The sequence below is a fragment of the Nitrospirillum amazonense genome, assembly GCF_029594735.1.
GTDB lineage: Bacteria > Pseudomonadota > Alphaproteobacteria > Azospirillales > Azospirillaceae > Nitrospirillum > Nitrospirillum amazonense.
This window is the reverse complement of sequence record NZ_JARPAF010000004.1, coordinates 787,093-807,895: the sequence shown is the minus strand read 5'-3', so window position 1 is coordinate 807,895 and position 20,803 is coordinate 787,093. Positions and strand designations below refer to the sequence as shown.

Sequence of the window (20,803 nt, the reverse complement as noted above, 5' to 3'; positions counted from 1 at the left end):
CGCCAGTGCCGCCCGTGAACACCAGGGCGTTGGCGCTGGTGTTCACGATGCTGCCGGCGATCGTGCCGCTGTTGGCGATGGTGCCGATGCTGCCCTGGTTGTACAGGGCGGTGACGCCGGCGATGGTGCCGCTGTTGCTGAGGGCGCCGATGGTGCCGCTGTTGCGCAGGCCCCGGCCGCTGACCGTGTCGGTGGCGCTGATCACCCCGCTGTTGGCGATGCTGGCGATGGTGCCGCTGTTGTACAGGCCATAAGCGACGCTGCTGATGGTGCCCTGGTTGATCACGGCGCCGATGGTGCCCTGGTTGTTCAGGCCGGCGGCGTTCACCTCCGGCGCGTCCTTCAGGGTGCCGGTGTTCAGCACCGTGCCGATGCTGCCCTGGTTCCACAGGCCCACCCGGCCCGTGGCCGTGCCGCTGTTGTCCACCAGGCCGATGGTGCCCCGGTTGCGGATGCCATAGAGCTCACCATCCAGCACGCCGCTGTTGACCAGCGTACCCAGGCTGCCCAGGGTGCCGATATAGGCCGCCGTGACCACGCCGCTGATGGTGCCGGTGTTGTTCAGGCTGGCCAGCGTGCCGCCGATGTAGTCGTTCACCGCCGCCAGCACCAGGTCGACGTTGGACCCGATGGTGGTGACGCCGGTGCCGATGGTCAGGCCAGTGATGCCGGAATAGATGCCCACGCCGGTATAGCTGGACCCCGTCCCACCCTGCACCAGGATGACGCCGGTGGACGACCCCACGATGTAGTTGGTGATGGAGCTGATATCGGCCGTGATGGTGCCGCCGCTGATGGCGGCCACGCCACTGACCTCCAGATGGTTGCTGCCCAGGGCCAGCGTGCCCGTGGCCTGGCTGTAGTTGCCGGTGATGGTGACGGTGCTGGCCAGGGCCAGGCTGGCCCCGCTGTTCACCACCGTGTGGCTGCCCACGTTGACCAGGGTGTCGCCCACCACCTGGCTGCCGCCGGCGAACACCACGTTGCTGGCGGTGTTGGTGATGCTGCCACCCGTCAGCGTGCCGGCCAGGGTGCCACCGCCCGCGATGACCAGGTCGGTCGCCGACAGGTTGGCGATGTTGCCGCTGATCGTGCCGGCGTTGGCAATGGTGCCCAGCGTGGCGCCAGCGCCGTTGTACAGGGCGTAGGCGCCGCCGGAGATGACACCCTGGTTCAGCAGCGTGCCGATCACGCCGGTGTTGCGCAGGCCGGTGGCCGAGCCGCTGATGCTGCCGATGAAGGGACCGAAGCCGATGTTGCCGAGAACCGCAATGGTTCCGGTATTGTTGATGCCGATGGAGCCGGTAACCAGACCAGCGTTCTGGAAGACACTCAGGGTCCCGGCATTGTTCACGCCGGCCGTCACCCCGGTGATGGTCCCGGCATTGCCCAGGCCGAACACCACGCCCTGGTTGTCGACCGCCGCCCCGGTGGTGCCGAGGATGGTGCCGTAGCTGGTCAGCGTGCCGATGCTGCCGGCGTTGGCCACACCCACCGCGCCCACCATGACGCCCAGGCTGCTGCCCACCGTCCCCAGCGTGCCGTTGAGGATGGAGCCGATGGTGCCCAGGTTGTTGATGGCGGCATTGGCGCCCAGCAGCGTACCGCTGTTGGTGAAGCTGCCCAGGCTGCCCGTCGCCGCCACGTAGACGGCGTTGTTGGCAGTGATCGTGCCGCTGTTGCTGAGCGTTCCCAGCGTGCCGCCGACATAGTCGTTGATGCCGGCCAGGTAGAGGCTGTTGCCGCCGACGCTGCCCGTGACCTCCATCCCCGTCACGTCGCTGGTGTAGCTGAGGCCGGTGTAGCTGGAGCCGGTGCCGCCGGCCACCAGGGCCACGCTGTCGCCCACGCCCGCCAGCATGTTGATGGTGCCCGGCACGCCCGTGGCGGCGATGGTGCCGCCGGTCAGCACCGCGGCGGCGCTGACGGCCAGCTGGCCGCTGCCGTATGCCACTTGCAAGGTGCCCGCCGACTGGCTGTAGGTGCCCGTGACGGCAATGAGGGTGGACAGGCGCAGGGACGCGCCGCTGTTGACCAGGGTATTGGTCCCGCCCACGTCCACCTGGTCGTTCAGGGCCAGGTTGCCGCCGGCCAGCACCACGTTGGCCAAGGTGCTGCTGATGGTGCCGACGCCGGTGGCACCCGTCAGCGTGCCGATGGTGGCACCAGTGCCGCCGGTGAACACCAGGGCGTTGGCGCTGGCGTTCACCACGTTGCCGGCGATCACGCCGCTGTTGGCGATGGTGCCGACGCTGCCCTGGCTGTACAGGGCGGTGACGCCCGCGATGGTGCCGCTGTTGCTGATCGCGGCGATGGTGGCGCCGATGGCGTTGCGCAGGGCCCGGCCCGTGACGGTATCGGTGGCGCTGATGACGCCGCTGTTGTCGATGCTGCCGATGCTGCCGCTGTTGTACAGGCCGTAGGCGACGCTGCTGATGCTGCCCATGTTGGTCAGCACGCCGATGCTGCCGGCGTTGTTCAGGCCGGCGGCCTGGGCCGAGGGCGCGTCCTTCAGCAGGCCGGTGTTGAGGACCGTGCCGATGACGCCCTGGTTCCACAGGCCGACCAGGCCCGTGGCCGTGCCGCTGTTGTCCACCAGGCCAATGGTGCCCCGGTTGCGGATGCCATAGCGGGCGCCGTCCAGCAGGCCGCTGTTGGCCAAGGTGCCCAGGCTGCCCGTGGTGGCGATGTAGGCCGCCGTGACCACCCCGCTGATGGTGCCGCTGTTCCCCAAGCTGCCCAGCGTGCCGCCGATGTAGTCGTTGGCCGCCGCGACCACCAGGTCCACGTTGGACCCGATGGTGTCCACGCCGGCGGCGATGGTCAGGCCGCTGACGCCGGAGGTCAGGCTGACCCCGGTGTAGCTGGAGCCCGCCCCGCCCTGGATCAGGATGGCGCCGTTGCTGCCCCCCACCACGTAGTTCTGCGCCGCGTCCACGCTGGCGGTGATGGCCCCGCCGCTCACATTGGCGACACCGCTGACGAACAGGTGGTTGGTCGACAGCGCCAGCGTGCCCGTGGCCTGGCTGTAGTTGCCCGTGATGCTGAGGTCGCCGCCCAAGGCCAGGCTGGCCCCGTTGTTCACCACCGTGTGGCTGCCAACGTTGAGGGCGTCATTGACCACCTGGGCCCCGCCCGCGAACACCACGTTGCTGGCGGTGTTGGTGATAACCCCGCCCGTCAGCGTGCCGCCACCGCCCGCGATCACCAGGTCGCCGGTCGACAGGTTGGCGATGTTGCCGCTGATCGTGCCGGCGTTGAGGACGGTGCCCAGCGTGGCGCCGGCGCCGTTGTACAGCGCGTAGGCGCCGCCGGAGATCAGGCCCTGGTTCAGCAGCGTCCCGATCACACCGGTGTTGCGCACACCCGTGGCCGACCCGACGATGCTGCCCACCACGGCGGTGAGGCTGCCGGTGGGGAAGAGGGCGTTCGCCAAGCCCAGGACGGTGCCCGAGTTGTTGATGCCGATGCTGCCGGTGATCGCGCCGGCGTTGACCAGGGTGCCGACGACGCCGGCATTGCTCAGGCCCGTGGCCGAGCCGCTGATGCTGCCGATGAACGTGGTCAGGCTGTCGGTGGCGAAGACGAAGTTCTGGATGAAGCCGATGGTGCCGGTGTTGTTGATGCCGATGCTGCCGGTGACCTGGTTGGCGTTGACCAGGCCGCCGATGCTGCCGGCGTTGTTGATGCCCGCGGTCACCCCGGTGATGGTTCCGGCGTTGCCCAGGCTGTACATCGAGCCCTGGTTGTCGACCGCCGCCCCGGTGGTACCGACGATGGTGGCGTAGCTGACCAGCGTGCCGATGCTGCCGGCGTTGGTCATACCCACCGCCCCTTGCAGCAGACCCACCGTGCCATAGCTGGTCGTCGTGCCCGTGCCCGTCAGCGTGCCGATGGTGATGGTGCCGATGCTGCCCAGGTTGTTCAGGGCGGCATTGGCGCCCAGCAGCGTGCCGGTGTTGGTGAGGCTGCCCAACGTGCCCGTCGCCGCCACGTAGACCGCGTTGCTGGCGCTGATCGTGCCGCTGTTGTTCAGGCTGCCCAGCACCGTGCCGACATATGCTGACGATGGTGTTGAGCGACACCGAGGCGCCACCGTTGACCAGCGTGCCGGCGCCGACATTGGCCGCGTCGCCCAGGACGATGGCGCCCGAGGCCAAGGTCACGTTGGCCAGGGTGCTGGTGATGGTGCCGCCGGTGTAGGTGCCCGCCACTGTGCCGCCCGACAGGACCAGCGCATTCGTCGACAGGTTGACCAGGTTGCCGCTGATGGTGCCGGTGTTGACCACCTGGCCCAGGCTGCCGCCCGACGCCACCTCCACCGCGATGGAGCCGGCGATGGTGCCGCTGTTGACCAGGGTGCCCAGGCTGCCGGTAGGTCACCCCCGGCGCCACGCCCAGGGTGCCGCCGGTGTTGTACAGCAGGCCGCTGCCGACATTGACCTGGTCGGCCAGGTAGACCTGGCCGCCCGAGACCACCACGTTGCTGTTGGTGTTGGTGAGGGTGCCCAGCGTGCCGCCGGCACCGGCGAAGGTGCCCCAGGTGGCGCTGCCGCCGCGCAGGTTGAGATCGGCCGACCCGTTGTTGGCGATGTTGCCCTGGATGGTGCCGCTGTTGGACAGCGTGCCCAGCGTGCCCGCCCCGGCGATGTAGATCAGCGTGGCCACACCGGCGGGGCCCCAGGGTCAGGCCGGTGATGCCGCTGTCGTAGGTGATGCTGGTGTAGCTGGAGCCAACGCCGCCCGCGATGATGGGCGTGGCCCCCGCCGGGCCCTGCAGATAGTGATAGGCGCCGGTGGCGCCCACGACCGTGTAGTTGACGCCGCTGACCACGGCCGCGCCACTGACGATCAGTTCGCCGCCGTTGATGGCCGACCGCTCGGCCAAGGTGCCGCCCGTCTGGCTGTAGTTACCGGTGACGCTGATGATGGAGCCCAGGTACAGGCTGCCGCCATTGTTGACCAGGGTGTGGCCCGTGACATTGACATGGTCGTTGAGCGCGACGTTGCCCGACAGCGTCACGTTGCTGGCGGTGTTGACAATGCTGCCCGGCAACGTGCCGGTGAGGCCGGTGAAGGTGCCGAAGGTGCCGGCGCTGCCGCCCAGCAGGGTCAGGTCGCGGACGCTGTTGTTGACGATGCTGCCCTGGATGACACCGGTGTTGGATACGGCGCCCAGCGTGCCGGTGGACGCGACATAGACGGCCGAAGCCGCCGTCAGCGTGCCGGTGTTGGTGATCGTGCCGTAGGTGCCGGCGATGTAATAGTTTTGCACCATGGCCAGCAGGTAGTTGCCGACCGTGGTGCCGGTCACGTTGATGCCGGTGCCGGAGGAACTGACCACGCCGGTCAGGGTGCCGTAGCTGAGGTTGAGACCGCCGTCGGCCGAGATCAGGGTGATGGCCTCACCCACCGTGTGGTTGACGGTGGTGGTGAAGTTGCTCAGCACCGTGCCGGCGATGCTGGCGGCGCCAGAGATGGACAGCAGGTTGGTGCCCAGCGACAGCGTGCCCAAGGTTGACGTCTGGGCGAAATTGCCGGTGAGGCTGATGGTGCCCAACGTGCCGAAGGTAACGTTGGCCCCGTTGTTGACCAGGGTGTTGGTGCCGACGTTGATGACGTCGTTGATCCGCAGGTTGCCGGAGACCAGGACGACGTTGCTGGTGGTGTTGTTGATGGTGCCGATGGAGCCGGAATAGCCGATCAGCGTGCCGATGGTGGTCAGCGTGCCGCCGCGGATGGACAGGTCGTTGGCGCTCAAGTTGACGATGTTGCCCCGGATCGTGCCGCTGTTGGTCAGCGTGCCCAGGGAGCCGGTGCTGGCGATGTACAGTGCCGTCGGATAGATGGTGGAGACGCCGTTCAGCACGGTGCTGCCCACGCTTACCGAGGCCTGGGCGCCACCGACATAATCCATCAGCGGGTTGTAATAGATCAGCGTCGTGCCGCTGGCGCCGATGTTGGAGAAATGGGCGCCGGTGGGGGCCTGCACGGCGGCGAAGGCCGAGCCGAGGTTGGAAATGCCGGTGGGCGAATAGATCAGGCTGGCGGCCGTGCCGACGATGTAATTGCCCGCACTGCTGAAGGACGGAACGATGGTGCCGGTGATCAGCGTCACACGGCCCGTAACCGTCAGGCCGCTGGTGGTCAGGGTGTTGGTCGAGAGCGTGTTGTAATAGTTGCCGGTGATGGTGGAACCGGCGGCGATGGTCAGGTTGGTGCCCTGGCTGATCAGCGTTCCGCTGCCGACGTTGATATTGTCGTTCAGAAACAGGTTGCCGCCGGTGATTACGATGTTGCTCAGCGTGTTGATGATCGAGCCCTTGCCCGATGCGCCGGTGAAGGTGCCGAGGACCGTGCCCGTCCCGCCGGTGATGCTGAAGGTGTTGGCGGAATTGTTGACGATGTTGCCGCTGATCACGCCGCTGTTGTTCAGCCCAGCGATGGTACCCGAGGTGCCGATGCTGATGGCGTTGCCCGTGGCGCTGATGGTGCCGGTGTTGATCAGGGTGCCGATCAGGCCGCCGGTGGCGATGCTGCCGATGATGACGCCATTGTTGGCCAGGGTGCCCAAATAGCCGTTATGTGTGACCGACGCGTTGCCGCTGGTCTTGGAAATGACGATGCCGCCCTGGATGGTGCCGATGCTGGTGTTGGTCAGGTTGACGATGGAACCGCCGGCACCGATGGAAACACCGGTGGTGCCGCTGATCAGACCCGAATTGGTCAGGGTGCTGAGGGTACCGTCCTGGCCGACATGGCTGTGGAAGATGGCGGTGGGACCGAAGCCACCGTAGTTCCGCACCTCCACGCCCGGGCCGGAATCGTTGAGGATGGTGCCGGTGTTGTTGACCGAGCCCACCACGCCGAACACGTTCACGGCACCGGTGCCGCCGCTGTTGCCCCTCAACATGCCGCTGTTGATGATGGTGCCGACGGTGCTGATTGTCGTGATGACGTCGACGTCGATGGCGCCGCCCACGGAGCTGTAGATGTAGCCGCTGTTGGTCAGCGTGCCGATGCTGACGCCGGTCAGGTTCAAGGCGCTGTTGCCGTTGGCCAGAATGGTGCCGGCGTTGGTGAAGCCGCCGACCTTCACGCCATTCATCATCCGGATGGCGCCGTAGCCGCCATCCGACTGGATCACACCGGCGGCGTTGTTCACGAAGGTGCCGATGGTGGTGTAGGCGCTGATGCCGTAGCTGATGGTGCCGCTGGTCGTCGTGTAGGTGGGGGTGCCCGTCAGGACGATGGCGGCGATTCCGCCTGTCGTCCCGGTGCCGCCGATCAGGTTGTTGTTGATGAAGGCCGTCAGGGTCTTGCCGCCCTGGATGCTGAAGCCGGTGTAATTGCTGGAAGTGCCGGTGTTGTTGCCGACTAGCGTGCCGTTGTTGATGACGGTGCCCACCGTGCCCGTCCAAGTGAACGCCGTGCAGTGCGCCGCCGAGCCGATGGTGGAATTGGTGGAGAAGCTGCCGCAGGCACTGGCCCAGGCGGACTTCGGTGCGGCCAAGCCCACGCCGATGGCCAGCGCCGATGCGCCCAGGAGGAAGGCCTGCTGCGTCTTCTTCGTGCCCTGACCGCGCGTAACCGCCTGCTTCGCCATGCCACCTGTCTCCCAACCACTGGTTTGCACCATCGCCGGGCTGAGAGACAAAAATGGCGGCTTTGGGGTATCGCCGGGGAACATCGCCCGACACCCAAATCCGTTTCTTGCCACCCCAACCCTTCTTCCGCGCCGGAACCCGGAGCCCCGTGCCCCCAAGTTCCCGACCTATCCAAAGGGGACAGGCGCGCCACCACCTTTTGGGATAGTCGGGCAATTCATGTCAATTGCATCTTCAGAGGCTTAAACTATCGGGGAAGGCGAAGAAGCCCATTGGTTAATGTTGATTAACCATTTCCTCGTGTATGATTTCGTCACATTTAATAACAACTTATAAAATAATGGGTGAGGCCCAGCTACTTGGCGGTACCCCTTGCGTACGTAGTAGCGAAATGTGAGAAAAATGCCGCAATATGCGACGACCATTTGCGCGAAGCCTTTACCACTTTTTAAACGTTTTCCCCCGGGGCCAAGGGTGCGCCGCGGTCCGACAGCCACCCCGCTCAACGGGACAAGCTATCCTAATGCACCAGCTGGCCTCCGCTCCCGAAACCCGGTCAAGACCGTCTATTATAACCTTTAGTTTATATTATGCCGGTTGCAGTCGGGCCGCCGCCGGCGACTCCGATCTTTGGGCGCATAGGTCCGCGGCCCGGCCAGGGCCGCTTCAGCATGGCCGTCCTGAACCGGTCGCGTCACGGTGAACAATTGGCGACCCGCCGAGTTCAAGGGGCGCGGGGCCGCGTTACATGGTTCATTGCCCACGCCCGTTGTCGCCAATGTGATCGGGAAGCGCCGCCATGAACTGGATGCCGACGCCAGCCACCGTACACCTCTGCCTGGACATGCAGCGGCTGTTCTCACCGGAACACCCCGCTGGTCCCTGGCCTACCCCCTGGTTGCCCCGCATCCTGCCGATGGTGGCGGCCATCGCCGAACGCTTTCCCATGCGTACCGTTTTCACCCGCTTCATCCCGCCACGGACGCCGGAAACCATGCCCGGAACCTGGCGTCCTTATTACGAACGCTGGCGTCACGCCACCCGGGACCATCTCCCCCCCGACGCCCTGGAGTTGCTGGCGCCCCTGGCCCGGCTATGCCCGCCGGCCGCCGTGGTGGACAAGCCGGTCTATTCCGCCTTCATCCGCAGCACGCTTGCGTCCCTGCTGCGCCAGCGGGGGGCCGATGGCCTGGTTGTCACCGGATGCGAGACCGACGTCTGCGTCCTAGCCACGGTGCTGGATGCCATCGACCTCGGCTATCCCGTCTGCGTGGTGACCGATGCCGTCTGCAGCTCAGTCGACACGTCGCATGATGCCGTGCTGACCCTGTACCGCACCCGTTTCGCCCAGCAGGTCATTACCCTGACCACCGACGAACTGCTGAGCGGTTGGCCCGCGCATTGATATTCCTGAAACAAGAAGGGCGGACACCCCGCCGGTATCCGCCCAACCCGCTCAGGTAAATGCCATCAGGCCATCAGTGCCTGCGCCGCGACCCGAAGGTGCCGTCGTCCGCCTCACCATACCCCTTCATCACGTCGGCCGCCGTTTCATAATCGGCGTCCGGCATGGCCTCCAGCATCTCCAGCACCTCACCCTCCGCGCCATTCTCCTTGGCCTTGCGGATCAGCGCCTGCTTGTCGGCCGGAAAATCGATGCCCTTCAGAAAATGGGCCACATTGGCGGGCGAGTGACCGCCCAGTCCTCGCGTCATGTCTGCTCTCCCTTCCCAAGGGGAGGACGGGGCGCGAACGCCCCGTCCTTCAAGGATCAATGCACGTTACTGCGACGGCGGGTCGTCTTCGGCTTGTCCTCATCTTCCGATGAAGAGGAGGAAGAGGACCGGCTGCTGGAGGAGCGGGAGCGCGTCTTGCGCTCGGGGGCGTCGTCCTCATCATCCCGGCTGCTGGCCCGGCGGCTCTGCCCGCCGCGGCGGCCTATTTCGGCGTGCTCCTCGGGATCACCGAAATAGCCGCCCTGCCCCTCATCCTCGGCGTGGCCGCGCTCGTCGCGCCGGGCGTGCTGGGCCCGTTCATGGCGAACCTGGCCGCCCCGGCGGCCGATCTCCGCGTGCCCTTCCGGGTCGCCGAAGTAGCCGCCCTGGCCCTCGTCTTCGGCGTGGCCTTCCTCGTCACGCCGGGCCCGCATCGCCCGTTCGTGGCGGACTTGGCCGCCCCGGCGGCCGATCTCCGCATGGCCTTCGGGATCGCCGAAGTAACCGCCCTGGCCCTCATCCTCCGCATGGCCTTCCTCATCCCGGCGGGCCCGCATCGCCCGTTCGTGACGGACCTGGCCGCCCCGGCGGCCGATCTCCGCATGGCCCTCGGGATCGCCGAAGTAACCGCCCTGGCCCTCGTCCTCAGCATGGCCGTATTCGTCACGCCGGGCGCGCATCGCCCGTTCGTGGCGGACCTGGCCACCACGGCGGCCGATCTCGGCGTGGCCTTCGGGATCGCCGAAGTAGCCGCCCTGGCCCTCGTCCTCCGCGTGGCCGTATTCATCCCGGCGGGCGCGCACGGCCCGTTCATGGCGAACCTGACCACCCCGGCGGCCGATTTCCGAATGCCCTTCCGGATCACCGAAGTAGCCGCCCTGGCCCTCGTCCTCCGCGTGGCCGTATTCGTCACGCCGGGCGCGCATGGCCCGTTCGTGGCGAACCTGGCCGCCCCGGCGGCCGATCTCCGAATGCCCTTCCGGATCGCCGAAGTAGCCGCCCTGGCCCTCGTCCTCCGCGTGGCCGTATTCGTCCCGGCGGGCGCGCATGGCCCGTTCGTGGCGAACCTGGCCGCCCCGGCGACCGATTTCCGAATGCCCTTCCGGATCGCCGAAGTAGCCGCCCTGGCCCTCGTCCTCCGCATGGCCTTCCTCATCACGACGGGCGCGCATCGCCCGCTCATGGCGGACCTCGCCGCCCCGGCGCCCAATCTCGGAATGGCCGCGCGGATCGCCGAAATAACCGCCCTGGCCGACGTCTTCGGAATGGCCACGCCGGCTGCCGCCACCGGACCGGTAGCCATCATCGTCGTCATCGTCGCGGCCACCGGCATGGCGGCGATCGTCCTCATAATCGTTGTAATCCCGGCGTCCACCCTGGGGAGCCCGGGACTGGCGGCGCGGATCCTCGTATTGTTCTCGTGCCATGAATTTCCTCCTGGCTTATCCGATAGGCCGGGCAGGTGACTGCCATGCCCGGTCCGTCAAACAACGCCCCCGGACGGAAATCGATCCTTCATTTTTTCCGCATAGGGTGAATTTTTATCGGTCAACGCCCCTCATTTCATGGGAAATCCAAATAAATATTTGATTTAGAAACAATTTTATTGCGACGCTTTCGCTTCGTTATCATTTAATTACTTTTCACCACGTCGTCAGCCCTGACGGCCATACAAAAAAGGCCACGCTGGCGGTCCAGCGTGGCCTGTCCCAAGAGCAGTTTGGAGAGATCGCGGAGCCACCATCGGCAACCCGGATCAGGCAGTCAGCGATCCGGGCACTGCCGAGGCCAAGCCGCCGTGTCAATGACGGCATGGGCATATAAGAATCCAGCTTGGCGGGGGTTCCGCGCCTATCGGAATTATTCAGTACCGCCAAGACGAAGGCGCGTTGAAGGGCCCGCCGCTCAAGGGATTTACTGTCGAACCTGGCCGGATACCGGTTGGACGGCCAGAACGGCCTGGCTGGGGCAAGGTCCCCGGCCAGGTCTCCGCTTTCCGGTCAGGGGACCCCGATCAGTAGCGCTGCGGCACGTACAGTTCGGCCGGCAGCGTGTGCCGCTCGTAGTTCGGATTGAACACCCGGTCCGGCAACGTCACGGGCTCATGCGGGACCTCCTCATACGGAACGACCGAAAGCAGGTGAGAGATGAGGTTGAGACGGGCGCGCTTCTTGTCGTTACCTTCCACGATGTGCCAGGGCGCCTCGGGAATGCTGGTGCGCGCGAACATGTCCTCCTTAGCCATGGTATACTGTTCCCACCGCACGCGGGACTGCAGGTCCATGGGCGACAGCTTCCATTGCTTGATGGGGTCGTGGATGCGCATGAGGAAGCGCAACTGCTGTTCCTCATCGGTGATGGAGAACCAGTACTTCACCAGGATGATGCCAGAGCGCACCAGCATGCGCTCGAACTCCGGCACGTCGCGGAAGAAGTCCTCGACCTCGGTATCTGTGGCGAAGCCCATGACGCGCTCGACACCGGCGCGGTTGTACCAGCTGCGATCGAACAGCACGATCTCACCGGCGGCCGGCAGGTGCGGGACGTACCGTTGGAAATACCATTGGGTCTTCTCGCGGTCGGACGGCGCCGGCAACGCCACCACCCGGCAGCTGCGCGGATTGACACGCTGGGTGATGCGCTTGATGGCGCCCCCCTTCCCGGCGCTATCGCGGCCTTCGAACAGGATTACCATCTTGAGGCCTTTGAAACGCACCCAGTCCTGCAGCTTCACCAGCTCGCTCTGAAGACGCAGCAGCTCGCGGAAATAGGTGTGACGGTCGAGGGTGCTCTTCTGGCGCCTTTCCATCAGGGCGCGCAGTTCGGGCGGGATGCGCACATCGTCAACGGCCTGCTCAAGCTCCTCGTCCATATCGTCTTCGAGCTCGATGTCCAGCCAGCTGCGGGTCTCGGTCTTGTCGTGTTCGGTCATGTGTCGTCCTCCTGGTCCCCAAACGGTTACCTGGAAGCGTTTGCAGTTTGGTGACAAAGCCCGAGATGGCGGACCTTACGGACGCAACAAACACTCCGCCGCGAGAGCGGATGGCTTTGATCCTGGTCGCCATGCGGTAGCGTTTGTATTAAGCGAAACGCTGTGGCTTAAGATAATACTGCGGTGCGGTCCAAAGGTAGGGGGCGAGACCGTCACGTAATTGTCATTAAATGATCCGACAGCGTGCTTTGAACAAAGGATGGCTTGGCAATGGATTTCTTTAAGCGTTTCACTGTTCTTCTTTGCGCCCCCGGCTTCGACGCCGATGACCTGGAAGGCATGCGGCTTCAGAAAATCATCGCGGCCATCGAGGACGACGGCATCGAGGTGGTCAAGGCGCGGCGGGTCGAGGACGCGGAGATCGCCGTCCAGACCGACGCCGCCATCGGCTGCATGGTGGTGGACTGGGGCAAGCGTGGGCTGGAGGGTAAGACGGCGGCCCTGATCAACCTGATGCGCCGCCGCGGCCTGGACATGCCCATCGTCATCCTGGTCCGTCGCAAGCGCCTGGAGGACATCCCGGTGGAGGTGCTGGACTTCATCGACGGCTACATCTTCCTGTCGGAGGAAACGCCGGAGTTCATTGCCCGCAACCTGATCAGCCGCCTCAAGAAATATGCCGACACGCTGAAGACGCCTTTCTTCGGCGCGCTGGTGGATTACGCCGAGGAGGGCAACCAGCTGTGGACCTGCCCGGGGCACAACGGCGGCATCTTCTACAGCCGCAGCCCCATTGGGCAGATTTTCGTTGAACATCTGGGCGAGGCGGTGTTCCGCGACGACCTGGACAATTCGGTCATCGAGTTGGGCGACCTGCTGACGCACGAAGGCCCCGCCCTGAGGGCCCAGAAGGAGGCCGCCGCCATCTTCGGGGCGGAGAAGACCTATTTCGTGCTGAACGGCACCTCCTCCTCCAACAAGGTGGTGCTGGGCGCCCTGGTGGCGGAGGGTGACCTGGTCCTGTTCGACCGCAACAACCACAAGGCCGCCCACCACGGCGCCCTGCTGATCAGCGGCGGCATTCCCATCTACCTGGAAACGGACCGTAACTGCTACGGCATGATCGGGCCCATCCAGAGCCAGGCGCTGGACGAGGCGGCGATCCGGGAGAAGATCCGGCTGAACCCGCACGTGAGCGATCCCGAGGCGTGGAAAAAGCCCCGCCCCTTCCGCGTCGCCGTCATCGAGCAATGCACCTACGACGGCACCATCTACAGTGCGGAGATGATCCTGAACCGGATCGGCCACCTGTGCGAATACATCCTGTTCGATGAGGCCTGGGCCGGCTTCATGAAGTTCCACCCCCTCTATGCCGGTCGCTTCGCCATGGGGCTGAAGGATTTGGGTGAGGACGCGCCCGGCATCATCGCCACGCAGTCGACACACAAGCAGTTGGCCAGCTTCTCCCAGGCCTCGCAGATTCATGTCCGCGACCGGCACATCAAGGGCCAGAAGCGCCGGGTGGAGCATCGCCGCTTCAACGAAAGTTTCCTGCAGCACGCCTCGACCTCCCCCTTCTATCCCCTGTTCGCCTCGCTGGACGTGGGTGCGCAGATGATGAAGGGGCGCTCCGGCACCATCCTCTGGGATGACACCGTCCGGCTGGGCATCGAGCTGCGCAAGAAGCTGCGGGCCCTGCGCCGCGAGTACGAACAGAAGGAAACCGATCCCGCGCGCCGCTGGTTCTTCGAGCCCTTCATTCCCGACGTCGTCTCGCCCCCGGGCTCCGGCCCCGAGGAGACGGCTCACGAAGTGCCCTGGGAAAGCCTGAGCACCGACGAACTGGCCACCAACGCGCGGTACTGGTCCTTCTCGCCTGGCGAGACCTGGCATGGCTTCAGCCATGTGACCGAGGGGTTGGCCATGACCGACCCCAACAAGCTGATCATCCTGACGCCGGGGTTCGACCGGCGGACGGGCACCTACAGCGACCATGGCATCCCGGCCCCGGTGGTGGCCCAATACCTGCGCGAGAACCGCGTCGTCCCGGAGAAGAACGACCTCAACTCCCTGCTGTTCCTGCTGACGCCCGGCGTGGAGTCCAGCAAAGCCGGCACCCTGCTGAGTGCGCTGGCGGCGTTCAAGCGTCTGCATGACGACAACGCCCTGCTGGACGACGTCATGCCCCGCTTCGTCACCCGCTGGCCGCAGCGGTACCGGGGCGTGCGCCTGCGCGACCTGTGCGCCCAAATGCACGCCTTCTATCGCGACATCAACGTCAGCGCACTGCAGCAGAAGCAGTTCGCGCCCGAGCACCTGCCGGAAATGGTGGTGCCCCCCCATGAGGCGGCGCGCAGCCTGGTGCGCAACAAGGTCGACTACCTGCCCCTGAGCGAGATCGACGGCCGCATCGCCACCACCCTGTTCCTGGTCTATCCGCCGGGCATCGCCACCATCGTCCCGGGCGAGCGCCTGGACGCGCGGGCCAAGCCCATGCTGGACTATCTCAAGATGTTCGAGCAGAGCGCCAACCTGTTCCCCGGCTTCGAGAACGAGGTGCAGGGGCTCTATCGCAAGATCGAGCCGGATGGGTCGATGCGGTTTTATACCTATGTGATGCAGGAGTGAGCGTGCCGGAATGTCCGCCATGACCGACTCTTCCATGCCCTTTCCCGGGCCCATTCCCAGCATGAACCAGGATCCTGGCGCCAGCCAGGACCTGGCCTCGTCCACGCCTGGGGCCTCGTCCACGCCTGGGGCCTCGTCCACGCTGGGGACGCTGCCGTCGCCCATCGTCCTGCGGCACTCGAATGACGAGGACGTGCCGGCCATGCTCGACATCTACCGGCATCACATCGGGCATGGCGTCGGTAACCTCGGCACCTTCGTACCGACACCGTTCGACATCGAGGACCTGAAGGCGCGGCGCAAGAACATGCGCAAGCACAAGCTGCCCCATCTGGTCGCCACCATCGATGGCGTCGTGGTCGGCTACGCCTACGCCGTGCTGTTCCGCAAGCGCCCCGCCTACCGGTTCACGGTCAAGCATTCGATCTATATTCATCCCGACCGCCTGCATCGCGGCATCGGCCGGGCGCTGCTGCCCGCCCTGATCCAGGAATGCGCCGCCGCCGGCTTCCGCCAGATGATCGGCTATGTCGACAGTTCCAACGTCGCCTCACTGCGATTGCATGAGGCCTGCGGCTTCCGCCAGGTCGGTTACCTGGCAGCCGTGGCCTTCCGCTTTGGGAAATGGACCGACACTGTGATGCTGCAGCGCGCCATCGGACCGGAGGGTGGGCAGGAAGAGTGCACCCATAAGCCGTAAAAACTTGGGCAATCGGGGCGGCGGTGACATGGCCGGGGTGCTGGCCGGCCCCCTGGATGTGCCGTGCGTCCTCATCCACTTGGTGGATGCGATGCTCGGGCACCAGGATGGGCGTGCGGCGAGGGTCCATCCATGGCGCGGATCATCCCCGGCCCGCCCGTGCGCATGAAGCGCCAAACCAGGATCACCGCCAGCCCCAAAAAGACAATGTTCAAGACGGTGGTGTAATTCCAGCTGATGCCGGTGGCGACGACTTGGGCCGTCCGCTGCTCCGGCACCAGGTCCAGCGCCTGGAACAGGAACTCCACGGCCAAGGCTGAGCCCACCATGGCGACGTAGAAGGTGACCAGCAGGAAGGCCGCCATTTTCAGGCCGTAATAGCGGCGGTAGATGTCCAGGATGGGCAGCACGATGAGGTCGGCGAAAATGAAGGCGATCACACCGCCAAAGCTGGCGCCGGCGTTCCATAGCACGGCCGCCAGCGGCACATTGCCCACGGAACAGACGAAGGCGATGATGGCGACGAGGGGGCCGACCAAGGGCCCGATCAATTTGGCCAGCAGCGGGTGGCCGGCCAGGAAAAAGCCCTCCCAGAAGGATTTCGGCACCCAGGCCCCCAAGGCGCCGGCGATGAGCAGGCCGATGACAATGTCCGGCCAAAGCGATACCCAGTCCATGACGAAGTAATGGCTGGTGGCCGTGAACCCGGGGGCGGAAACCAGGCGGCGCAGGACACCCCCACCTTCCGTCACCGCCATGTCCATGGACGCATGCCCCTCCATGCGGCCGGCAACGCCCTTCTCGGCCTGCGCCTTGGCGGCCTGCACCAGGCCGCGGGAAAGCAGCAAGCGGAACAGCACGACCAGTATCAGGATCATGAGGGGGCCACCAACGAACTCCGCCGCAGTGAACCGCCAGCCCATCAGCACCGCCAGGATGATGCCCAGTTCCAGCACGAGGTTGGTGGAGGCGAACTGGAAAGCCATGGCGGCGGTGAAATCGCCGCCCTTGCGGAAAATGGTCCGGGCCACGGCGACGGCGGCGTAGGAGCAGGAGGACGAGGCGGCGCCCAGGCCAGTGGCGACGGCGATGCTGCGGGCGCGATCGTCTGGTAACAGCCGGCCCATCTCCCGATGCGACACCACGGCCTGGATGGCGCCGGACAGGAAGAAGCCAAGGATCAGCGCCCACAGCATTTGCCAGCCCATGGCGAATGCCATCGCCAGCGCATGCCATATCTCATCCATGCCAGCCACCCGCTTTCCTTGGATTAACCGGGGGGCAATCCGTCCCCTCCCCAGCGCGTCTCCAGCGCGCCCGTAGGCTGGCTTAAGAGTTCACGACCGTGCCGCCGTTAGGGTGCATGACCTGCCCCGTCATGTAGGAGGCCTCATCGCTGGCCAGGAAGACGTGGCAGGAGGCGACCTCATTCGGCTGGCCGGGACGGCCCATGGGCGTGTTCTTGCCATGTTCCGCCACCTTGTCCGCGTCGTAGGAGGCGGGGATGAGCGGAGTCCAGATGGGGCCGGGCGCGACCGCGTTGACACGGATGCCAGCCTCCACCAGCAACTGTGACAGGGACCGGGTGAAGGCCAGCACGGCGCCACGGGTGGCCGAATAGTCCAGCAGGTGCGGGCTGCCCTTGTAGGCGGTGACGGAGGTGGTGTTGACGATGGCGCCGCCACGCTGCATGTGCTGCAGCGCCATCTTGGACATGAAGAAGTAACCGAAGACATTGGTGCGGAAGGTGCGCTCCAGCTGCTGCGCCGTCAGGTCGCCCAGGCCCTCGGCCGTGTGCTGCTCCGCGGCGTTGTTCACGAGGATGTCCAGCTTGCCGAAGGTGGCCACCACCTTGTCCACCGCCTCCTTGCAGAAGGATTCCGATCCCACGTCGCCGGCGATGGCCAGGCCGCGCCTGCCCTCGGCCTCGATCAGCGTCACGGTGTCGGCCGCATCCTCATGCTCATCCAGGTAAACGATGGCGACATCGGCCCCCTCGCGGGCCATGAGGACGGCCACGGCGCGGCCGATGCCGCTGTCACCGCCGGTGATGAGCGCCACCTTGTCCGCCAGCCGGCCGGCGCCGGGAAAGCGCGGGGTATAATCCGGGGCCGGCGTCATCTCACGCTCATGGCCCGGCTGGTGGTTCTGCTGCTGTGGGGGGATGGCGTCGTCCATGGATATGCTCCTACCATTCGGCCATGCGGCTGGGGGAAAGTGAACTGCGCGGTGCGGCGCGGGGTTCCAGAGGGACTGACGGCCACGCCGACGGCAGATCCGTCGGCGTGGCCGATATCCAACGACCGCTCAGCTTCCGTCAGCGATGGGCGTGGCTGGCGCCACCCTTGCGCCCCGCCTGGGCCGCGCGTGCGGGATCATTGGCGAAGTTTCCGCCAGAGGCCTGGCCGCCTTTGCGGCCCGCTTCGGCCGCCAGGCTTCGGTTTTGAGAAAAGCTGCGCTTCTCGTCGGGAACGTTCCGCCCCCCCTTGCGGCCGGCGGCCGCTGCCAATCCGGAATCCTGCGAGAAACTGCGCTTTTCGTTCGGCACGCTGGAGCCGCCCTTGCTAGCGATATCCCGCTGCTTGCCCTCATCCATGGCAGCGAAGCCGCGGCCGCGGGTGTTGCTGTCCTTGGTCATGACATCCTCTCTTATGTCAGCGATGCGCCGCGCCCGGTCCTGCCCATCGGCCGGGTGCTTTTTCTTCACGGCGCCCGCATATAAGCGCGAATGCCCATAGAGGTTCCGGTCGTTATTTAAAAATAACCGCAATTATAAATATAGTTAAGCCGTAGCTTCGCTTATAGTTTGACGATCTCTTGAATTGATTATCACATCGCTCACTTGGCCGGCTCTAACTCCACCTTGACCCAGCCGCTTCGCCGCTGGTCGAACGCCCGATAGGCCTCGATAACCCCGGTCATAGGCTCGACATGCGTCAGGACGGCGCTGGGGTCGACGGCGCCCGTGCGCACCAGTTCCACCAGGTGCGGGACATAGCGGCGATGATTGCAGTTGCCCATGTTGACGGTCAGATTCTTGTTCATGGCTTGGCCGATGGGGAAGCGGTCCATGGCCGGTGGATAAACACCAATGATGGCGATGGTGCCCGCCTTGGCCACCGCCTCCACCGCCCACTGCAGCGCCTGGGACGGCGCATCGCCCGGATGCCAGTTGCCATCCTTGGGATGCCGCACGGGCGCCACCTTCTCCACATCCGCCAAGTTCTGGTCCGCCTGGTCGCGCGCGGCCGACGCAGCCGGCCCGTCGTGCGCATGTTCCGCATCCACGCCTACTGCGTCTATGACGCGGTCCACGCCGATGCCGCCGGTCAGGTCCAGAATGGTCTGGACCGGATCCTCGCTCTCGAAGTTCACGCATTCCGCGCCCTGCCGCCGTGCCATGGCCAGCCTGTCCTCCCGCCGGTCCACGGCAATCACCCGACCGGCGTTCATCAGCTTGGCCGAAGCGATGGCGAACTGCCCCACGGGACCACAGCCCAGGACGGCCACCGTGTCGCCGTCCTCGATCTCCGCGATGTCGGCGCCGAACCAGCCGGTGGGGAAGATGTCAGAAATGAGGATGGCCTGATCGTCGCTGACCTCGTCCGGCAGCTTGATCATGCCGACATGGGCATATGGGATGCGGGCCTTTTCCGCCTGCAGCCCGTGGAAGGGGCCCGATGGTCCGGGGCCGCCGAAAAAGGCCGTGCCCGCCCGCTTGCCGCCAGGGTTTGCCACGTCGCATTGGGCGAAATAACCGGCGCGGCAGTAGGCGCAGGACCCGCAGGCGATGGTGGAGACGACCACCACCCGGTCGCCGACATCAAAGTTCCGCACCAACGGCCCCAACTCCTCCACCACGCCCACCGCCTCATGCCCCAGGATGGTGCCCGGACGCATGCCCGCGAACGTGCCCCTGACCATGTGCAGGTCGGTACCGCAGATGGCGGAGGCGGTGATGCGGATGATGGCATCGGTGGGGTCCTGGATACGGGGCTCCGGCACTTCTTCCAGCCGGATGTCGCCGATATCGTGGAAGACGACGGCCTTCATGGGGCGGTTCCTTATGGTCGAATGGACAGGCCTGTGCGGCGGAAAAGACGGGGCCGGACCCGTAGGCCCGGCCCCTCACTCACGAACGATCACTCATGAACAGGCATGCAGGTGTCTCTAGTGCTGACCGCCCTTGCGGCCCGCCTCGGAGGCACGTTCCCGATCATGGGCGAAATTGCCGCCGGAGGCTTGGCCACCCTTGCGGCCCGCCTCGGCGGCCAACTCATGATCCTGGGAGAAGCTGCGCTTCTCATCCGGAACGCTGGAGCCGCCCTTGGCGGCGATCTCGCGTTGCTTGTCGTCGTCCATGGACGCGAAGCCGCGGTTCGAGGTGTTGGAAGCCATTGGATCACTCCATTCTGCTTCGGGATATCAGCCCTGGCGTCCATTCGTTGGCGCCAAGACGTCCAACGCGGTTCATGCGCTGGATACCTGTTAAAGACTGCCAACCCCGTCTCGGTTCCAGATTTTTCCCAGATTTACTGCATTTTCAAATATAGATAAGCTCAAGCTCCGAATATAGACAAGCTCAAGCCCCGCTTAAATTCCGGCCTTTATTCCATTTTTACTGTCTTGGGCTCCCACCATGCCCCGCGCCTGCCGCAGGGCCGCCACCAGGGCGTCATAGGTGCGGGCGCGGGCGGCATCATCCCAGGCTCGCAGCACGGCGGAGGGGTGGTATGTCGCGATGCCAGGCCGGCCGTCGGCCCAGGCCAGGGGCTTGCCCCCCTCACGCACCAGGGCGACGGTTCGGCCCATCAGTGACCGGGCCGCGGTGGCGCCCAAGGCCACGATGACGGCGGGCTGGACTAGCGCCACCTCACGACCCAGCCACCAGCGGCAGGCCTCCACCTCCCCCTGGTTGGGGCGCTGATGCATGCGGCGCTTGCCGCGCATCTCATGCTTGAAATGCTTGACGGCGTTGGTGACGAAAAGGTCGTCCCGCTCCAGGCCGGCCGCCGCCAGCGCCTCGTCCAGTACACGTCCCGCTGGACCGACGAAGGGACGGCCGGCCTTGTCTTCTTGATCGCCAGGCTGTTCGCCCACCAGCACCAGGCGGGCGTCCACCGGCCCTTCGCCGAACACCACCTGGGTGGCGTCGCGGTAAAGGTCGCACCGGCGGCAGTCAGCGGCACTGGCCGCGAGACCGGCCAGGTCGCGATCCATG

General features: G+C 65.6%; 14 protein-coding genes. 3 read left to right on the top strand and 11 right to left on the bottom strand.

Going from position 1 to position 20,803, the window contains the following annotated elements:
- Together P5F91_RS24350 and P5F91_RS24345 are read right to left on the bottom strand one after the other, a co-directional pair.
- On the bottom strand, nucleotides 1-4,048 hold a 4,048-nt coding region (locus tag P5F91_RS24350; RefSeq protein WP_277908506.1), incomplete at its 3' end, for a beta strand repeat-containing protein.
- A gap of 114 nt (nucleotides 4,049-4,162) precedes the next feature.
- Nucleotides 4,163-7,606 carry a beta strand repeat-containing protein gene (locus tag P5F91_RS24345; protein ID WP_277908505.1) on the bottom strand — a complete coding sequence of 1,148 codons (3,444 nt, stop codon included), beginning with the start codon at nucleotides 7,604-7,606 and terminating at the stop codon, nucleotides 4,163-4,165.
- An 800-nt stretch (nucleotides 7,607-8,406) separates the two neighbouring features.
- Between P5F91_RS24345 and P5F91_RS24340 the strand changes: the two genes are divergently transcribed.
- On the top strand, nucleotides 8,407-9,012 hold the full coding sequence (locus tag P5F91_RS24340) for a cysteine hydrolase family protein (protein ID WP_277908504.1): 606 nt from the start codon (nucleotides 8,407-8,409) through the stop codon (nucleotides 9,010-9,012).
- A 73-nt stretch (nucleotides 9,013-9,085) separates the two neighbouring features.
- On the opposite strand, the gene P5F91_RS24335 is transcribed toward P5F91_RS24340, so the two are convergent.
- The 3 genes from P5F91_RS24335 to ppk2 form a co-directional block, all read right to left on the bottom strand.
- Nucleotides 9,086-9,322, bottom strand: coding sequence for a DUF2795 domain-containing protein (locus P5F91_RS24335; protein ID WP_145613919.1), 237 nt, complete (start codon nucleotides 9,320-9,322; stop codon nucleotides 9,086-9,088).
- Nucleotides 9,323-9,378: 56 nt separating this feature from the next.
- Nucleotides 9,379-10,749 (bottom strand): hypothetical protein, encoded by a 1,371-nt coding sequence (locus P5F91_RS24330; RefSeq protein ID WP_277908503.1) that lies wholly within the window; start codon nucleotides 10,747-10,749, stop codon nucleotides 9,379-9,381.
- Nucleotides 10,750-11,336: 587 nt separating this feature from the next.
- Nucleotides 11,337-12,254 carry a polyphosphate kinase 2 gene (gene ppk2 / locus P5F91_RS24325; RefSeq protein WP_277908502.1) on the bottom strand — a complete coding sequence of 306 codons (918 nt, stop codon included), beginning with the start codon at nucleotides 12,252-12,254 and terminating at the stop codon, nucleotides 11,337-11,339.
- Nucleotides 12,255-12,524: 270 nt separating this feature from the next.
- Here ppk2 and P5F91_RS24320 point away from each other — a divergent pair, with 270 nt between their 5' ends.
- Complete coding sequence (locus P5F91_RS24320; protein ID WP_145613916.1) at nucleotides 12,525-14,882, top strand: Orn/Lys/Arg family decarboxylase; 2,358 nt, start codon at nucleotides 12,525-12,527, stop codon at nucleotides 14,880-14,882.
- Between the two features lie 19 nt (nucleotides 14,883-14,901).
- Nucleotides 14,902-15,582, top strand: coding sequence for a GNAT family N-acetyltransferase (locus P5F91_RS24315; RefSeq protein ID WP_277908501.1), 681 nt, complete (start codon nucleotides 14,902-14,904; stop codon nucleotides 15,580-15,582).
- Nucleotides 15,583-15,653: 71 nt separating this feature from the next.
- Here P5F91_RS24315 and P5F91_RS24310 read toward each other — a convergent pair whose 3' ends face one another.
- The 6 genes from P5F91_RS24310 to P5F91_RS24285 all read right to left on the bottom strand — a co-directional run bounded on the left by P5F91_RS24310 (nucleotide 15,654) and on the right by P5F91_RS24285 (nucleotide 20,802).
- The gene (locus P5F91_RS24310; RefSeq protein ID WP_277908500.1) at nucleotides 15,654-16,829 is read right to left on the bottom strand and encodes a permease; all 1,176 of its coding nucleotides are present in this window, start codon (nucleotides 16,827-16,829) and stop codon (nucleotides 15,654-15,656) included.
- Between the two features lie 82 nt (nucleotides 16,830-16,911).
- On the bottom strand, nucleotides 16,912-17,760 hold the full coding sequence (locus P5F91_RS24305; RefSeq protein WP_145613914.1) for an SDR family oxidoreductase: 849 nt from the start codon (nucleotides 17,758-17,760) through the stop codon (nucleotides 16,912-16,914).
- Nucleotides 17,761-17,899: 139 nt separating this feature from the next.
- Nucleotides 17,900-18,220 (bottom strand): con-10 family general stress protein, encoded by a 321-nt coding sequence (locus P5F91_RS24300; protein ID WP_145613913.1) that lies wholly within the window; start codon nucleotides 18,218-18,220, stop codon nucleotides 17,900-17,902.
- Between the two features lie 200 nt (nucleotides 18,221-18,420).
- A complete protein-coding gene (locus P5F91_RS24295) occupies nucleotides 18,421-19,635 on the bottom strand; it encodes a zinc-dependent alcohol dehydrogenase (protein ID WP_277908499.1) in 1,215 nt (404 codons plus the stop codon).
- Between the two features lie 117 nt (nucleotides 19,636-19,752).
- Nucleotides 19,753-19,980 (bottom strand): con-10 family general stress protein, encoded by a 228-nt coding sequence (locus P5F91_RS24290; protein ID WP_040845803.1) that lies wholly within the window; start codon nucleotides 19,978-19,980, stop codon nucleotides 19,753-19,755.
- A gap of 195 nt (nucleotides 19,981-20,175) precedes the next feature.
- Nucleotides 20,176-20,802 (bottom strand): UdgX family uracil-DNA binding protein, encoded by a 627-nt coding sequence (locus tag P5F91_RS24285; RefSeq protein ID WP_145613911.1) that lies wholly within the window; start codon nucleotides 20,800-20,802, stop codon nucleotides 20,176-20,178.
- Between the last annotated feature and the right edge of the window lies 1 nt (nucleotide 20,803).

Excerpts from the sequence above, each read along its gene's own strand:
- P5F91_RS24345 (WP_277908505.1), bottom strand. The coding sequence starts at position 7,606 with ATGGCGAAGCAGGCGGTTACGCGCGGTCAGGGCACGAAGAAGACGCAG.
- P5F91_RS24340 (WP_277908504.1), top strand. The coding sequence starts at position 8,407 with ATGAACTGGATGCCGACGCCAGCCACCGTACACCTCTGCCTGGACATG.
- P5F91_RS24335 (WP_145613919.1), bottom strand. The coding sequence starts at position 9,322 with ATGACGCGAGGACTGGGCGGTCACTCGCCCGCCAATGTGGCCCATTTT.
- P5F91_RS24330 (WP_277908503.1), bottom strand. The coding sequence starts at position 10,749 with ATGGCACGAGAACAATACGAGGATCCGCGCCGCCAGTCCCGGGCTCCC.
- ppk2 (WP_277908502.1), bottom strand. The coding sequence starts at position 12,254 with ATGACCGAACACGACAAGACCGAGACCCGCAGCTGGCTGGACATCGAG.
- P5F91_RS24320 (WP_145613916.1), top strand. The coding sequence starts at position 12,525 with ATGGATTTCTTTAAGCGTTTCACTGTTCTTCTTTGCGCCCCCGGCTTC.
- P5F91_RS24315 (WP_277908501.1), top strand. The coding sequence starts at position 14,902 with ATGACCGACTCTTCCATGCCCTTTCCCGGGCCCATTCCCAGCATGAAC.
- P5F91_RS24310 (WP_277908500.1), bottom strand. The coding sequence starts at position 16,829 with ATGGATGAGATATGGCATGCGCTGGCGATGGCATTCGCCATGGGCTGG.
- P5F91_RS24305 (WP_145613914.1), bottom strand. The coding sequence starts at position 17,760 with ATGGACGACGCCATCCCCCCACAGCAGCAGAACCACCAGCCGGGCCAT.
- P5F91_RS24300 (WP_145613913.1), bottom strand. The coding sequence starts at position 18,220 with ATGACCAAGGACAGCAACACCCGCGGCCGCGGCTTCGCTGCCATGGAT.
- P5F91_RS24295 (WP_277908499.1), bottom strand. The coding sequence starts at position 19,635 with ATGAAGGCCGTCGTCTTCCACGATATCGGCGACATCCGGCTGGAAGAA.
- P5F91_RS24290 (WP_040845803.1), bottom strand. The coding sequence starts at position 19,980 with ATGGCTTCCAACACCTCGAACCGCGGCTTCGCGTCCATGGACGACGAC.
- P5F91_RS24285 (WP_145613911.1), bottom strand. The coding sequence starts at position 20,802 with ATGGATCGCGACCTGGCCGGTCTCGCGGCCAGTGCCGCTGACTGCCGC.